Raw genomic sequence first — 14,388 nt, 5'->3', positions numbered from 1 at the left:
AAATGTTCGAGCGTTTGCGTGAAGATATCCAGAGTGTTTTCCACCGTGATCCGGCTGCGCGTAACGCTTTTGAAGTCCTGACTTGCTACCCGGGCATGCATGCCATCTGGATCCATCGCCTGTCCTCGGCCCTGTGGGGCATGGGCTGGAAGTGGCTGGCGCGGCTGGTGTCGAACTTTGGTCGCTGGTTGACCGGGATCGAGATCCATCCGGGGGCCAAGGTGGGGCGTCGCTTCTTTATTGACCATGGCATGGGCATCGTCATCGGTGAAACTGCTGAAATCGGTAATGACGTCACCCTTTACCAAGGTGTGACCCTGGGCGGCACAAGTTGGAATAAAGGCAAGCGTCACCCGACCCTTGAAGACGGGGTTGTGGTGGGGGCGGGCGCCAAGGTGCTTGGGCCGTTCACGGTCGGCGCCGGGGCCAAGGTCGGTTCCAATGCGGTAGTGACCAAGGCTGTGCCGCCGGGTGCGACGGTGGTCGGGATTCCGGGGCGGATCATCGTCAAGTCTGACGAGGAGCAAGACGCCAAGCGCAAGGCCATGGCCGAGAAGATCGGTTTTGATGCCTACGGTGTCGGTGAAGACATGCCGGACCCGGTGGCGCGAGCCATTGGTCAACTGCTCGATCATCTGCAAGCGGTTGATGGTCGGCTGGAAGGCATGTGCGGCGCGCTGAAGGATCTGGGTAGTAATTACTGCGCCAAGGATTTGCCTGAGCTGCGCGAAGAAGACTTCGCCTGCGTCAAAGGCAAGGACGAAACCAAGGCTGGCTAGACCGAGTTGGATTCTTCGCGGGCAAGCCTTGCTCCTACAGGAAGGTGTACGAGCGAGGCTCGCCCGGGAACAACGATAACGCGCATTTGCTGGTGATACGCCGCCAGCCTTTGCTATGATGCGCGCGCTCTTTTGCGGGTAAACCTGACTAAAGCACTAGGTCTTATAGTTGACTTAAATACTCGGGAATAGCATACTCGCCCCCATTCCGAACTCCGTGGTAATTGTCCATGCGACTGACTACAAAAGGCCGATACGCCGTGACCGCCATGCTTGACCTGGCGTTGCACGCGCAGCACGGGCCGGTGTCCCTGGCCGATATCTCCGAGCGCCAAGGCATCTCCCTGTCCTACCTCGAACAGCTTTTCGCCAAATTGCGCCGCAGCAATCTGGTTTCCAGCGTTCGTGGGCCGGGCGGTGGCTACCAGTTGTCCCGCGAAATGCAGGGCATCCAGGTCGCCCAGGTGATCGATGCGGTAAACGAATCGGTCGATGCAACCAAATGCCAGGGCCAGGGCGATTGCCATCAAGGCGACACCTGTCTGACCCACCACTTGTGGTGCGATCTGAGCCTGCAGATTCACGAATTTCTGAGCGGTATCAGCTTGGCTGACCTTGTGACTCGCCGTGAGGTGCAAGAAGTAGCCCAGCGTCAGGACCAGCGCCGTTGCAATGGCAAGGCGCCACGCCTGGACAAGATTGAAGCGTCCGCCGTCGAATGACAGCCAAAGAGCTAGCGGCACGCCAGCCAGCCTGATTTAGGAGATAGTCCATGAAATTGCCGATTTACCTTGATTACTCTGCGACCACCCCGGTTGATCCGCGTGTCGCGCAAAAGATGAGTGAATGCCTGCTGGTCGACGGAAACTTCGGTAACCCGGCGTCCCGTTCCCACGTGTTCGGCTGGAAAGCTGAAGAATCCGTCGAAAACGCCCGTCGTCAGGTCGCCGACCTGGTCAACGCCGACCCGCGTGAAATCGTATGGACCTCCGGTGCCACCGAGTCCGACAACCTGGCAATCAAGGGTGCGGCGCATTTCTATGCGACCAAGGGCAAACACCTGATCACCACCAAGATTGAGCACAAGGCTGTCCTCGACACCATGCGCCAACTGGAGCGTGAAGGTTTCGAAGTGACCTACCTCGAGCCTCAGACCGATGGCCTGGTCACCCCGGCCATGATCGAAGCTGCACTGCGTGACGACACCATCCTGGTTTCGGTCATGCACGTGAACAACGAAATCGGCACCATCAATGACATCGAAGCCATCGGCGAACTGACCCGCTCCAAGGGCATTCTGTTCCACGTTGACGCGGCTCAGTCCACCGGCAAGGTCGAAATCGACCTGTCGAAGCTGAAAGTCGACATGATGTCGTTCTCTGCCCACAAAACCTACGGTCCTAAAGGCATCGGCGCGCTGTACGTTAGCCGCAAGCCGCGTGTTCGCATCGAAGCGACCATGCACGGCGGCGGTCATGAACGTGGCATGCGCTCCGGCACCCTGGCGACCCACCAGATCGTCGGCATGGGCGAAGCTTTCCGCGTAGCCAAGGAAGACATGGCTGCCGAGAACGTGCGCATCAAAGCCCTGAGCGACCGCTTCTTCAAACAGGTCGAAGGCCTGGAAGAGCTGTACATCAACGGCAGCATGACCGCCCGCGTACCGCACAACCTGAACCTGAGCTTCAACTACGTTGAAGGCGAGTCGCTGATCATGGCCCTCAAGGACCTGGCGGTTTCGTCCGGTTCGGCCTGCACCTCGGCTTCCCTTGAGCCTTCGTACGTACTGCGCGCCCTGGGCCGCAACGACGAACTGGCGCACAGCTCGATTCGCTTCACCTTCGGCCGTTTCACCACCGAAGAAGAAATCGACTACGCCGCGCAGAAAGTCTGCGAGGCCGTTACCAAGCTGCGCACCTTGTCGCCGCTGTGGGATATGTACAAAGACGGTGTCGACATTTCGAAAATCGAGTGGGCGGCACACTGATTTCAAGTCGCCGCAAACCGGCCCTGTGAACCCAGGTTTATGGGGCTCAAGAGCGACTCTCTGATGAGTGAGGATTAAGAATCATGGCTTACAGCGAAAAGGTCATCGACCACTACGAAAACCCGCGCAACGTCGGCAAGATGGACGCGGAAGACCCGGATGTCGGCACTGGCATGGTCGGCGCTCCGGCGTGCGGCGACGTGATGCGTCTGCAGATCAAGGTTAACGAGCAAGGCATCATCGAAGACGCCAAGTTCAAGACCTACGGTTGCGGTTCGGCTATCGCCTCCAGCTCCCTGGCGACCGAGTGGATGAAAGGCAAGACTCTGGATGAAGCAGAGACCATCAAGAACACTCAGCTGGCCGAAGAACTGGCCTTGCCGCCAGTGAAAATTCACTGCTCCGTACTTGCTGAAGACGCTATCAAAGCGGCCGTTCGCGACTACAAGCAGAAGAAAGGCTTGATCTGACTTTCAAGATTTGGCGACGAGTAAGGAGTCACCGATGGCTATCAGCATGACAGAAGCGGCAGCTCAACACGTGCGACGCTCCCTCAACGGGCGCGGCAAAGGTGAAGGGATTCGTCTGGGTGTTCGCACCACAGGCTGTTCCGGCCTTGCCTACGTGCTGGAGTTCGTCGACGAGGTGGTTGCAGAGGACCAGGTGTTCGAAAGTCACGGCGAGAAAGTGATCATCGACCCGAAAAGCCTCTCATACCTGGACGGCACCGAGCTCGATTTCGTCAAGGAAGGGTTGAACGAAGGCTTCAAGTTCAACAATCCCAACGTACGCGGTGAATGTGGCTGCGGCGAAAGCTTCAACATCTGAGGCTGCGCGTGGGTACTCCTTGTCATTTCGCTTTATTTGAACTGCAGCCGAGCTTCCGTCTGGATCTCGAGCAGTTGGCCACGCGCTATCGTGAGTTGGCGCGCGGTGTTCATCCGGACCGCTTTGCCGACGCTTCCGAGCGCGAGCAGCGCCTGGCGCTCGAGCAATCCGCGAACCTCAACGAGGCCTACCAGACGCTCAAGACCCCCCCGAAACGCGCGCGTTACTTGCTCGCCATGGGTGGTCGCGAGTTGCCGCTGGAGGTCACGGTGCATGATCCGGAGTTTCTTCTGCAGCAGATGCAATGGCGCGAAGAACTCGAAGACCTGCAAGACAGCGCCGACCTGGCCGGCATTGCCGTGTTCAAGCGTCGCTTGAAGGTGGCGCAGGATGAACTGAACGAAAGCTTCGCAGCCTGTTGGGATGATGCAGCGCAACGTGAACAGGCCGAACGCCTGATGCGGCGCATGCAGTTCCTCGACAAGCTCACCTACGAAGTGCGCCAGTTAGAAGAGCGCCTCGACGATTAACCCAGTGCCGCTCCGGTCGCACGCCTGATATACAGATAAGTCCTGATTACGATGGCCCTACTGCAGATCGCCGAACCCGGCCAAAGTCCTCAACCACACCAGCGTCGTCTGGCCGTGGGGATCGACTTGGGCACTACCAATTCGCTGGTCGCTGCGTTGCGCAGTGGTCTTTCCGAACCTCTGGCCGACGCTGACGGGCAGGTCATCCTGCCGTCCGCCGTGCGCTACCACGCCGACCGCGTCGAAGTGGGCGAATCCGCCAAGCTGTCCGCCGCTACCGATCCCTTGAACACCGTGCTGTCGGTCAAGCGCTTGATGGGTCGTGGTCTGTCCGACGTCAAGCAATTGGGCGACCAATTGCCGTACCGCTTTGTCGGCGGCGAGTCGCACATGCCGTTCATCGACACTGTGCAAGGCCCGAAAAGCCCGGTCGAAGTCTCCGCCGAAATCCTCAAGGTGCTGCGTCAGCGCGCCGAGGCGACGTTGGGTGGCGAATTGGTCGGTGCGGTGATCACCGTTCCGGCCTATTTCGACGATGCCCAGCGCCAAGCCACCAAGGATGCGGCCAAACTGGCTGGCCTGAACGTGCTGCGTTTGCTCAATGAGCCGACCGCTGCCGCTGTGGCTTACGGTCTGGATCAACACGCCGAAGGCCTGGTCGCCATTTATGACCTGGGCGGCGGTACCTTCGATATTTCGATTCTGCGCCTGACCGGTGGTGTGTTCGAAGTGCTGGCCACCGGCGGCGATAGCGCCCTGGGCGGCGATGACTTCGACCATGCCATTGCTGGCTGGATCATTGAGAGCGCCGGTTTGTCCGCCGACCTCGATCCGGGCGCGCAGCGTCATCTGCTGCAAGCGGCCTGTGCGGCCAAAGAAGCCCTGACCACCGTCGCCAGCGTTGAAGTGGCTTACGGCGACTGGAAAGCGCAACTGACCCGCGAAGCCTTCGATGCGCTGATCGAACCGATGGTTGCCCGCAGCCTGAAAGCTTGCCGTCGCGCCGTGCGTGATTCCGGCATCGAGCTGGATGACGTGCACGCCGTGGTCATGGTCGGCGGTTCGACCCGCGTCCCTCGCGTTCGCGACGCTGTTGCCGAAGCCTTCGGTCGCCAGCCGCTGACTGAAATCGATCCGGATCAAGTGGTGGCCATCGGTGCCGCGATCCAGGCCGATACCCTGGCGGGCAACAAGCGCGATGGCGGCGAACTGCTGCTGCTCGATGTGATTCCGTTGTCCCTGGGGCTGGAAACCATGGGCGGCCTGATGGAGAAGGTGATCCCACGCAACACCACCATCCCCGTCGCTCGCGCCCAGGATTTCACCACCTATAAAGATGGCCAGTCGGCCATGGCGATTCACGTCCTGCAGGGTGAGCGCGAGCTGATCAGCGACTGCCGCTCCCTGGCCCGCTTCGAATTGCGCGGCATTCCGGCGATGGTGGCCGGTGCGGCGAAGATTCGCGTGACCTTCCAGGTCGATGCCGATGGCTTGCTCAGCGTTGCGGCCCGCGAACTGGGTTCGGGCGTTGAAGCCAGCATCCAGGTCAAGCCGTCCTACGGCCTGACCGACGGTGAAATCACCAAGATGCTCAAGGACTCGTTCGAATACGCCAACGACGACAAAGTCGCTCGTGTACTGCGTGAGCAGCAAGTCGATGCCCAGCGCCTGATCGAAGCAGTGCAGGGCGCCCTCGATGTTGACGGCGAGCGCCTGCTCGACGCCGAAGAGCGCATGGTCATCGAGTTGCAGATGCAGGAACTGACCGAATTGATGAAAGGCACCGATGGTTTCGCCATCGAGCAGCAGACCAAGCGTCTGTCGCAAGTGACCGACGCCTTTGCTGCCCGCCGCCTGGACTCGACGGTGAAAGCCGCGCTGGCGGGGCGCAACCTGAATGAAATCGAGGAATAACTGATGCCGCAGATCATTTTTCTGCCTCACTCCGAGCATTGCCCGGACGGAATGGTTGTCGAGGCTGAAACCGGTAAGTCCATTCTCGAAGTGGCCCATGACAACCATATCGAGATGGAAAGTGCCTGTGGCGGCGTTTGTGCCTGCACCACCTGTCACTGCATCATTCGTGAAGGTTTCAACTCGCTCGAAGAAGCTGATGAGCTGGAAGAAGACTTTCTTGATCGCGCCTGGGGGCTGGAGCCGCAATCTCGTCTAGGCTGTCAGGCGATTGTCGGGACTGAAGACCTGACCGTCGAAATTCCGAAATACTCGCTTAACCACGCAGCCGAAGCGCCGCACTGATTCAAGGAATTGTCATGAGTCTGAAGTGGACTGATGTGCTGGAGATCTCAATCCAGCTGGCTGAAAGCAAGCCCGACGTTGACCCTATGTCGGTCAACTTCGTCGATCTGCGCAAATGGGTGATGGAATTGCCCGAGTTCGACGACAAGCCTGAGCATTGTGGCGAAAAGATCCTGGAGGCCATTCAGGCCAACTGGATCGAAGAACGCGACTGAGCCACGCTGCAGGTTAGGCAATACCCAAGAACCCGCGTATAATTCGCGGGTTTAATTTTTCACAAATTACCGTTTCTGGAGTTACACCATGGCTGTTCAACGTACTTTCTCCATCATCAAGCCTGACGCTGTTGCAAAAAACGTTATCGGCGAGATCACCACTCGTTTTGAAAAAGCTGGCCTGCGCGTTGTAGCTTCGAAACTGAAGCAACTGTCCAAAGCCGAAGCTGAAGGCTTCTACGCTGAGCACAGCGCTCGTGGTTTCTTCGGCGATCTGGTTTCCTTCATGATCTCCGGTCCGGTTGTCGTTCAGGTTCTGGAAGGCGAAAACGCTATCGCTCTGAACCGTGAGCTGATGGGCGCTACCAACCCTAAAGAAGCTGCTGCCGGCACCATCCGCGCTGACTTCGCTGATTCGATCGACGCCAACGCTGTACACGGTTCGGACTCCGAAGCCGCTGCTGCTCGCGAAATCTCGTACTTCTTCGCAGCTACTGAAGTAACCACTCGCTAAGCATTGGCTTATGAGTGAAGGTGAATCCATGACTACATCGACTGTAAAAACTAACCTGCTGGGTCTGACTCAGCTGGAAATGGAAAAATTCTTCGACTCAATCGGGGAGAAGCGTTTCCGTGCCGGTCAGGTAATGAAATGGATTCACCACCTTGGCGTCGATGATTTCGACGCCATGACGAACGTCAGCAAAGCCTTGCGCGACAAGCTCAAGGTGATTGCTGAGGTTCGCGGTCCTGAAGTCGTCAGCGAGGACATTTCCACCGATGGCACCCGTAAGTGGGTGGTGCGCGTGGCGTCCGGCAGCTGCGTCGAGACCGTGTACATTCCCCAGGGCAAACGCGGCACTCTGTGCGTTTCGTCCCAGGCAGGCTGTGCCCTGGATTGCAGTTTCTGCTCCACCGGCAAGCAAGGTTTCAATAGCAACCTCACCGCCGCCGAAGTCATCGGCCAGGTGTGGATTGCCAATAAATCGTTCGGCAGCATCCCGGCGACCGCCGACCGTGCCATCACCAACGTGGTGATGATGGGCATGGGCGAGCCGCTGCTGAACTTCGACAACGTCGTGGCCGCCATGCATCTGATGATGGATGACCTGGGCTACGGGATCTCCAAACGCCGCGTAACCCTGTCCACTTCGGGCGTGGTGCCGATGATCGATGAGCTGGCCAAGCACATCGACGTGTCCCTGGCGTTGTCGCTGCACGCACCGAATGACGCATTGCGTAACCAATTGGTGCCGATCAACAAAAAGTATCCGCTTAAGATGCTGCTCGAGTCGTGCCAGCGCTACATGGCGACCCTGGGCGAAAAACGCGTGCTGACCATTGAGTACACCATGCTCAAGGACATCAACGACAAAGTTGAGCACGCGGTCGAGATGATCGAGTTGCTCAAGAATGTACCGTGCAAGATCAACCTGATTCCGTTCAACCCGTTCCCGCATTCCGGCTATGAGCGTCCGAGCAATAACGCCATCCGCCGTTTCCAGGATCAGCTTCACCATGCCGGCTACAACGTCACCGTGCGCACCACGCGCGGCGAAGACATCGATGCCGCGTGTGGCCAATTGGTAGGACAGGTGCTGGATCGCACCCGTCGCAGCGAGCGTTATATCGCGGTGCGTGAATTGAGCGCCGAAAACGATATGGCGCAAAACGCAGCGAACAACAACTAAGAGAGGATCTCTATGTCCCTGCGCTTTGCGCTGCTTGTGCTGTTGGCCAGCCTCTGTGCTGGTTGTGTCCTGTCGGGCGATTTCAATCCGATGAAGACCAGCAAGGGCCGCGATGAAGCGCGTGTCGCCTACGTGCAACTGGGGCTGGGGTACTTGCAGCAAGGGATGACCGAGCGGGCCAAGGTGCCGTTGAAAAAGGCCCTGGACCTGGACGATTCCGACCCTGACGCCAACGCGGCGTTGGGCCTGGTGTTCCAGGCCGAGATGGAACCGGAGCTGGCCGACCAGCATTTTCGCAAGGCGCTGTCCTCCCGTCCTGGCGATGCTCGCATCCTGAACAACTACGGCAGTTTTCTGTACGAAGAGAAACGTTACAAGGAAGCCTACGAGCGCTTTGAGCAGGCCGCCGCCGATACCCTGTATCCTGAGCGTTCGCGGGTGTTCGAAAATCTTGGCATGACCGCTTCGAAGCTTGGCCAGCGTGACCTGGCCCAGCAGCAACTGGAAAAAGCCCTGCGTTTGAACCGCCAACAACCACGCGCATTGCTGGAAATGGCTGAGTTGTCTTACGAAGACAGGCATTATGTGCCCGCGCGTGACTATTACGACCGTTTTAGCCTGCTCACCGAACAAAATGCACGTAGTCTATTGCTCGGCGTTCGGCTGGCAAAAGTGTTTGAAGATCGCGACAAGGCCGCCAGTTTTGGCCTGCAATTAAAACGACTCTATCCCGGTACGCCGGAATATCAGCAATACCTGTCGGAGCAATGATGAAAGCGGCGCATCCCGAAGTTGTAGCAGCGAATCGCGTTAACCCCGGTGAGACATTGCGCCAGGCCCGCGAAAGCAATGGCTGGTCGCTGGCCGAAGTGGCCCTCAAGCTCAACCTCACCGTCAATTCCTTAGGGAATCTGGAAGCCGGCGCTTTCGACAAGCTGCCGGGGCATACCTTTGCCCGTGGTTACATTCGCGCGTACGCCAAATTGCTCGGCATGGACCAGACCGTTCTGGTCCAGCAGTTCGACCAATCCACCGGCACCGACTCCCAGGGCAGCAACGTCCACAGCCTGGGTCGTATCGAAGAGCCGGTTCGGGTTTCCCACACGATTTTGCGCATTGTCAGCCTGTTGTTGCTGATCGCGGTGATTGGCGGCGGTTTTGTCTGGTGGCAGGATCAAACGTCCTTGCGCACCAAGGACCTGGCGACCCTGGCTCCGGAACACGTAGAAGTCGAAGGCGCCGACGGCACCACCCAGATCCATCCGCTGGACGAGCCGGAAGACCAGGCTGTCGCGGAAGGTCAGACTGAAGCTGGAACCACGCTTGCATTGCCACAGTCCGAGACATCGACTGAAGCACCGGCCGAAGCTGAAGCCGCAGCACCTGCTCCAGCGCCTGTAGCCCCGGCTGCAACCCCTGCGGCACCGGTTCACAACGCCGCCCCGGTAGTCGCTGCGCCCGTTGCTCCAGCGCCAGCCGCTCCGGCACCGACCGTCGCTGCGCCGGTTGCACCTGCTGCCGTTGCTCCCACCGCTACTGCCGCCGCCGCGCCAGTCGCCGGTCAAGGCCAGGTTCAACTGCTGTTCACCGCTGATTGCTGGACGCAAGTGACCGATGGCTCCGGCAAAGTGCTGTTGAGCGGTCTCAAGCGCAAAGGCGAAAACGTTTCTGTCAGTGGCAAGCCGCCGTTTGCCGTGCGCCTGGGCTTTGCCCGTGGCGCGCAGGTCAGCTACAACGGCCAGGTGGTTGATGTCGCTCCGTTCACCAGTGGCGAGACTGCTCGCCTGAAGTTGGGTCAATAAGTCATGCACGGCGAATCTCCAATCAAACGTCGCGAATCCCGCAAGATCTGGGTCGGTAACGTGCCTGTTGGCGGCGATGCGCCCATCGCTGTGCAGAGCATGACCAACAGCGATACCAATGACGTGGCCGCCACCGTGGCCCAGATCAATCGCCTGGAAGCCGCAGGCGTCGATATCGTGCGCATTTCGGTGCCGGATATGGATGCCGCCGAGGCTTTCGGCAAGATCAAGCAATTGGTCAAGGTGCCGCTGGTTGCCGACATCCACTTCGACTACAAGATCGCGTTGCGCGTCGCCGAACTGGGCGTTGATTGCCTGCGCATCAACCCGGGCAACATCGGTCGTGAAGACCGCGTGCGTGCGGTGGTCGATGCCGCCCGTGACCGCGGGATCCCGATCCGCATCGGCGTGAACGCCGGTTCCCTGGAAAAAGACCTGCAAAAGAAATACGGCGAGCCGACCCCGGCCGCGCTGGTCGAATCGGCCCTGCGTCACGTCGAGCACCTGGAACGCCTGAATTTCAAGGACTTCAAGGTCAGTGTGAAGGCATCCGACGTGTTCATGGCCGTCGCCGCCTACCGCTTGCTGGCCAAGGAAATCGTCCAGCCGCTGCACCTGGGCATCACCGAAGCCGGTGGTTTGCGTTCAGGCACGGTGAAATCCGCCGTGGGCCTCGGTATGCTGCTCGCCGAAGGGATTGGCGATACTATTCGCATCTCGTTGGCGGCTGACCCGGTCGAGGAAGTGAAAGTCGGCTACGACATTCTCAAATCCCTGCACCTGCGTTCCCGTGGCATCAACTTCATCGCCTGCCCGAGCTGCTCGCGGCAGAACTTCGATGTGGTCAAGACCATGAACGAGCTGGAAGGGCGCCTCGAAGATTTGCTGGTGCCGCTGGATGTCGCGGTCATCGGTTGCGTGGTCAACGGGCCGGGCGAAGCCAAGGAAGCCCATATCGGCTTGACCGGCGGCACGCCCAACCTGATTTACATCGACGGCAAGCCGGCGCAGAAACTGACGAATGACAATCTGGTGGATGAGCTTGAACGCTTGATCCGCCAGAAAGCGGCCGAAAAGGTCGAAGCCGACGCGGCTGTAATCGCCCGCGGCTGATCAAACGAATTTAAGGATTTTTTGTGAGCAAGTCTCTGCAAGCCATACGTGGCATGAACGACATCCTGCCCGAGCAGACGCCCCTGTGGCGTCATTTCGAGGGCACCGTCTCGCGTTTGCTGGATAACTACGGTTACAAGCAGATCCGCATGCCGATCGTCGAGTTCACCGAGCTGTTCAAGCGCTCCATCGGTGAAGTGACCGACATCGTCGAAAAAGAGATGTACACCTTCGAAGACCGCAACGGCGATTCCCTGACCCTGCGCCCTGAAGGCACGGCGGCCTGCGTGCGTGCGGTGCTCGAGCACGGCATCACCGGCGGCGGCCAGGTGCAGAAACTCTGGTACATCGGCCCGATGTTCCGTCACGAACGTCCGCAGAAAGGTCGTTATCGCCAGTTCCACCAGATCGGTGTCGAAGTGTTCAACCTCGACGGTCCGGACATCGACGCCGAGCTGATCATCCTGACCTGGCGCCTGTGGGGCGAGCTGGGCATCCGTGATGCGGTCAAGCTCGAGCTCAACAGCCTGGGCACCGCTGAGTCCCGTGGTCGCTATCGCGAAGCCCTGGTCGAGTTCCTGTCGGCGCGCCTGGACAAGCTCGATGAAGACAGCCAGCGTCGTCTGAAGACCAACCCGTTGCGGGTCCTGGACACCAAGAACGCCGACACACAAGCGGTCCTGGTCGACGCGCCGAAAATGGCCGACTACCTCGATGACGAATCCCGCGTGCACTTCGAGGGCCTCAAGGCGCGCCTCGATGCGGCCGGCATTCCTTATGTGATCAACCCGAAGCTGGTTCGCGGGCTGGATTACTACAGCAAGACCGTTTTCGAATGGGTCACCGACAAGTTGGGCGCCCAGGGCACCGTGTGTGCCGGTGGTCGTTACGACGGTCTGGTGGAGCAGATGGGCGGCAAGCCGACCCCGGGCGTTGGTTTCGCCATGGGGATCGAGCGCCTGGTGCTGCTGCTGGAAACCCTGGAACAGATCCCGCAAGAGATCTCCCGTCAGGTCGACGTCTACCTCTGCGCCTTCGGTGAAGCCGCCGAGCTGGCCGGTCTGGCCTTGAGCGAACGTGTGCGTGACCAATTGCCCAACCTGCGCCTGCAAGTCAATGCCGGTGCCGGCAGTTTCAAAAGTCAGTTCAAGAAAGCCGACAAGAGCGGTGCGTTGTATGCGCTGATCCTCGGTGACGACGAGATGGCCCAGCAAGTGGTAGGTTTCAAACCCCTGCGTGGCCAGGGCGAACAACAAAGCATTGCCTGGGATGCGCTCGCTGCACACCTGGCCACCTGCGTCGTGCAGGGTTGAAGCTGTCAAACAGCCGATTTAGCGATTAAGGAGTATTGGGGTGTCGAGTACCGAAGACGAACAACTGGCGGATTTGAAAGACTGGTGGACACGTAACGGCAAGCCCCTGGTCACTGGCGGCCTGTTGGCGCTGGTCATCGTGTTCGGCTGGCAGGCTTTTCACAAGTATCAGAGCAATCAGTCGCAAGGCGCCTCGATTCTCTATCAGCAACTGCTGGAAACCACGCTGACGCCTGACGGCAAGCCTGACGCAGCCCGCGTTGCGGACCTGGCCGGCAAGCTCAACAGTGAGTTCGGCGGTTCGGCCTACGCGCAATACGGCAGCCTGTTCGTGGCGAAAGTCGCGGTCGACAGCGGCAAGCTGGACGATGCGGCCACTGAGCTGAAAGCCATCACCGACAAACCGGCCAACCCGGCGCTGGGCGAAATCGCCCGTCAGCGTCTGGCCCAGGTTCTGGCCGCACAGAACAAGGTCGAAGACGCTCTGAAACTGCTTGAAGGCGATGCCGACAAGTCGTTCCTGGCCACTCGCGAAGAACTCAAGGGCGACCTGCTGGTGCAGTTGGGTCGTACTGACGAAGCGAACACGGCGTATCAAAAAGCCAAGGCAGCACTGTCCGATGAAGCGGCAGTCGGCGGCCTCCAAATCAAGCTGGACGACCTGGCCAAAGGGGATGCGTGACGTGATCCGTTGGAAACATGCAGCATTGCTGGCTCTGGCCGTTCTGGCCGCGGGTTGCAGCAGCAACAGCAAAAAAGAATTGCCGCCGGCCGAGTTGACCGACTTCAAAGAAGAAGTGGTTCTGCACAAGCAGTGGAGTCGTTCGATCGGTGACGGTCAGGGCGAAACCTACAACATGCTGGTGCCGGCCATCGAAGGCGATACCATCTATGCCGCCGACGTCACGGGTGAAGTCGTGGCGATGGATCGCAGCAATGGCGACGTCAAATGGAAGAAAGATCTCGACCTGCCTGTTTCCGGCGCTGTTGGCGTGGGTTACGGTCTGCTCACGATCGGTACGCTCAAGGGTGAAATCGTTGCCCTGGACGCGACCAACGGCGAAGAGAAATGGCGCGCTCGCGTGACCAGCGAAGTCCTCGCGCCGCCAGCCAACAACGGCGACGTTGTGGTGGTTCAGACCCAGGACGATCGTCTGATCGGCCTGGACGCGGCGACCGGCACCCAGCGCTGGTTGTATGACAGCACGCCAGCGGTCCTTACCCTGCGCGGCACCAGTGCGCCAGTGGTCACCAACCGCCTCGCGGTGGCTGGCCTGTCGACCGGTAAAGTGGTTGCTCTCGATATTTCCAACGGCGTGCCGGTGTGGGAACAACGGGTTGCGATTCCACAGGGTCGTTCGGAGCTGGAGCGCGTGGTCGATATCGACGGCGGTCTGCTGCTATCCGGCGAAACCCTGTACGTCGCCAGCTACCAGGGTCGCGTTGCGGCACTGGACCTGCAAAGCGGTCGTCAGCTCTGGCAGCGTGATGCTTCCAGCTATGCCGGTGTCGCCCAGGGTTTTGGCAGCGTCTACGTGAGCCTGTCCTCGGGCACCGTTGAAGGCGTCGACGAACGTTCCACCACAGCCTTGTGGAGCAACGATTCGCTGGCTCGCCGTCAACTGTCGGCTCCGGAAGTGTTCTCCAGCTACGTTGCAGTCGGCGACATGGAAGGCTACCTGCACCTGCTGAGCCAGGTGGACGGTCGTTTCGTCGGCCGCGAGCGCATCGACAGCGACGGCCTGCGCGCCCGTCCGCTGGTGGTGGGTGACACGATTTATGTGTATGGCAACAGTGGCAAACTGGAAGCCCTGACCATTAAGTAAAGATTTGACTATGCTTGGGGTTTAACCCCCAGGCGGCCTTGTTCT

17 protein-coding genes are annotated in these 14,388 nt (G+C 59.5%); all 17 read left to right on the top strand.

Features of this window, described 5'->3' with window-relative positions; translation table 11 throughout:
* Positions 1 to 2: 2 nt before the first annotated feature.
* The 17 genes from cysE (at position 3) to bamB (ending at position 14,343) form a co-directional block, all read left to right on the top strand.
* Positions 3 to 779 (top strand): serine O-acetyltransferase, encoded by a 777-nt coding sequence (gene cysE / locus FQ192_RS07870; protein ID WP_149658082.1) that lies wholly within the window; start codon positions 3 to 5, stop codon positions 777 to 779.
* Between the two features lie 230 nt (positions 780 to 1,009).
* Entirely contained in the window at positions 1,010 to 1,501 is a 492-nt protein-coding gene (iscR, locus tag FQ192_RS07865; protein ID WP_121734138.1) for a Fe-S cluster assembly transcriptional regulator IscR, read from the top strand.
* A 50-nt stretch (positions 1,502 to 1,551) separates the two neighbouring features.
* A complete protein-coding gene (locus FQ192_RS07860) occupies positions 1,552 to 2,766 on the top strand; it encodes an IscS subfamily cysteine desulfurase (protein ID WP_123410226.1) in 1,215 nt (404 codons plus the stop codon).
* A gap of 83 nt (positions 2,767 to 2,849) precedes the next feature.
* Positions 2,850 to 3,236 carry a Fe-S cluster assembly scaffold IscU gene (gene iscU / locus FQ192_RS07855; RefSeq protein WP_003443374.1) on the top strand — a complete coding sequence of 129 codons (387 nt, stop codon included), beginning with the start codon at positions 2,850 to 2,852 and terminating at the stop codon, positions 3,234 to 3,236.
* Between the two features lie 34 nt (positions 3,237 to 3,270).
* Entirely contained in the window at positions 3,271 to 3,594 is a 324-nt protein-coding gene (gene iscA / locus FQ192_RS07850; RefSeq protein ID WP_054045385.1) for an iron-sulfur cluster assembly protein IscA, read from the top strand.
* A gap of 8 nt (positions 3,595 to 3,602) precedes the next feature.
* A complete protein-coding gene (gene hscB / locus FQ192_RS07845) occupies positions 3,603 to 4,124 on the top strand; it encodes a co-chaperone HscB (protein ID WP_149658081.1) in 522 nt (173 codons plus the stop codon).
* Positions 4,125 to 4,175: 51 nt separating this feature from the next.
* A complete protein-coding gene (hscA, locus tag FQ192_RS07840; protein ID WP_149658080.1) occupies positions 4,176 to 6,038 on the top strand; it encodes a Fe-S protein assembly chaperone HscA in 1,863 nt (620 codons plus the stop codon).
* Between the two features lie 3 nt (positions 6,039 to 6,041).
* On the top strand, positions 6,042 to 6,383 hold the full coding sequence (gene fdx / locus FQ192_RS07835) for an ISC system 2Fe-2S type ferredoxin (protein ID WP_149658079.1): 342 nt from the start codon (positions 6,042 to 6,044) through the stop codon (positions 6,381 to 6,383).
* A 14-nt stretch (positions 6,384 to 6,397) separates the two neighbouring features.
* Positions 6,398 to 6,598: a Fe-S cluster assembly protein IscX gene (iscX, locus tag FQ192_RS07830; RefSeq protein WP_149658078.1), complete on the top strand. Its 201-nt coding sequence runs from the start codon at positions 6,398 to 6,400 to the stop codon at positions 6,596 to 6,598.
* Between the two features lie 88 nt (positions 6,599 to 6,686).
* Entirely contained in the window at positions 6,687 to 7,112 is a 426-nt protein-coding gene (gene ndk, locus FQ192_RS07825) for a nucleoside-diphosphate kinase (protein ID WP_042560926.1), read from the top strand.
* A 28-nt stretch (positions 7,113 to 7,140) separates the two neighbouring features.
* Positions 7,141 to 8,289 carry a 23S rRNA (adenine(2503)-C(2))-methyltransferase RlmN gene (gene rlmN / locus FQ192_RS07820; protein WP_149658077.1) on the top strand — a complete coding sequence of 383 codons (1,149 nt, stop codon included), beginning with the start codon at positions 7,141 to 7,143 and terminating at the stop codon, positions 8,287 to 8,289.
* A 12-nt stretch (positions 8,290 to 8,301) separates the two neighbouring features.
* Entirely contained in the window at positions 8,302 to 9,060 is a 759-nt protein-coding gene (gene pilW, locus FQ192_RS07815) for a type IV pilus biogenesis/stability protein PilW (RefSeq protein ID WP_149658076.1), read from the top strand.
* The gene (locus FQ192_RS07810) at positions 9,060 to 10,091 is read left to right on the top strand and encodes a RodZ family helix-turn-helix domain-containing protein (protein WP_149658075.1); all 1,032 of its coding nucleotides are present in this window, start codon (positions 9,060 to 9,062) and stop codon (positions 10,089 to 10,091) included. The genes pilW and FQ192_RS07810 overlap by 1 nt, the downstream gene beginning before the upstream one ends.
* A 3-nt stretch (positions 10,092 to 10,094) precedes the next feature.
* Positions 10,095 to 11,204, top strand: coding sequence for a flavodoxin-dependent (E)-4-hydroxy-3-methylbut-2-enyl-diphosphate synthase (ispG, locus tag FQ192_RS07805; RefSeq protein WP_133840204.1), 1,110 nt, complete (start codon positions 10,095 to 10,097; stop codon positions 11,202 to 11,204).
* Positions 11,205 to 11,227: 23 nt separating this feature from the next.
* Positions 11,228 to 12,517 (top strand): histidine--tRNA ligase, encoded by a 1,290-nt coding sequence (hisS, locus tag FQ192_RS07800; RefSeq protein WP_123410235.1) that lies wholly within the window; start codon positions 11,228 to 11,230, stop codon positions 12,515 to 12,517.
* A gap of 40 nt (positions 12,518 to 12,557) precedes the next feature.
* Entirely contained in the window at positions 12,558 to 13,199 is a 642-nt protein-coding gene (locus FQ192_RS07795) for a tetratricopeptide repeat protein (protein ID WP_149658074.1), read from the top strand.
* Positions 13,192 to 14,343, top strand: coding sequence for an outer membrane protein assembly factor BamB (bamB, locus tag FQ192_RS07790; protein ID WP_149658073.1), 1,152 nt, complete (start codon positions 13,192 to 13,194; stop codon positions 14,341 to 14,343). The genes FQ192_RS07795 and bamB overlap by 8 nt, the downstream gene beginning before the upstream one ends.
* Positions 14,344 to 14,388 lie beyond the last annotated feature (45 nt).

Source organism: Pseudomonas sp. ANT_J12 (assembly GCF_008370045.1).
Taxonomy (GTDB): Bacteria; Pseudomonadota; Gammaproteobacteria; order Pseudomonadales; family Pseudomonadaceae; genus Aquipseudomonas.
This window is presented reverse-complemented; position numbering and strand designations above follow the sequence as displayed.

Bases quoted from the DNA above. Each gene is read 5' to 3' on its own strand.
- pilW (WP_149658076.1), top strand. From the start codon at position 8,302: ATGTCCCTGCGCTTTGCGCTGCTTGTGCTGTTGGCCAGCCTCTGTGCT.
- iscR (WP_121734138.1), top strand. From the start codon at position 1,010: ATGCGACTGACTACAAAAGGCCGATACGCCGTGACCGCCATGCTTGAC.
- iscA (WP_054045385.1), top strand. From the start codon at position 3,271: ATGGCTATCAGCATGACAGAAGCGGCAGCTCAACACGTGCGACGCTCC.
- ispG (WP_133840204.1), top strand. From the start codon at position 10,095: ATGCACGGCGAATCTCCAATCAAACGTCGCGAATCCCGCAAGATCTGG.
- cysE (WP_149658082.1), top strand. From the start codon at position 3: ATGTTCGAGCGTTTGCGTGAAGATATCCAGAGTGTTTTCCACCGTGAT.
- fdx (WP_149658079.1), top strand. From the start codon at position 6,042: ATGCCGCAGATCATTTTTCTGCCTCACTCCGAGCATTGCCCGGACGGA.
- FQ192_RS07860 (WP_123410226.1), top strand. From the start codon at position 1,552: ATGAAATTGCCGATTTACCTTGATTACTCTGCGACCACCCCGGTTGAT.
- bamB (WP_149658073.1), top strand. From the start codon at position 13,192: ATGCGTGACGTGATCCGTTGGAAACATGCAGCATTGCTGGCTCTGGCC.
- FQ192_RS07810 (WP_149658075.1), top strand. From the start codon at position 9,060: ATGAAAGCGGCGCATCCCGAAGTTGTAGCAGCGAATCGCGTTAACCCC.
- rlmN (WP_149658077.1), top strand. From the start codon at position 7,141: ATGACTACATCGACTGTAAAAACTAACCTGCTGGGTCTGACTCAGCTG.
- hscA (WP_149658080.1), top strand. From the start codon at position 4,176: ATGGCCCTACTGCAGATCGCCGAACCCGGCCAAAGTCCTCAACCACAC.
- iscU (WP_003443374.1), top strand. From the start codon at position 2,850: ATGGCTTACAGCGAAAAGGTCATCGACCACTACGAAAACCCGCGCAAC.
- iscX (WP_149658078.1), top strand. From the start codon at position 6,398: ATGAGTCTGAAGTGGACTGATGTGCTGGAGATCTCAATCCAGCTGGCT.
- ndk (WP_042560926.1), top strand. From the start codon at position 6,687: ATGGCTGTTCAACGTACTTTCTCCATCATCAAGCCTGACGCTGTTGCA.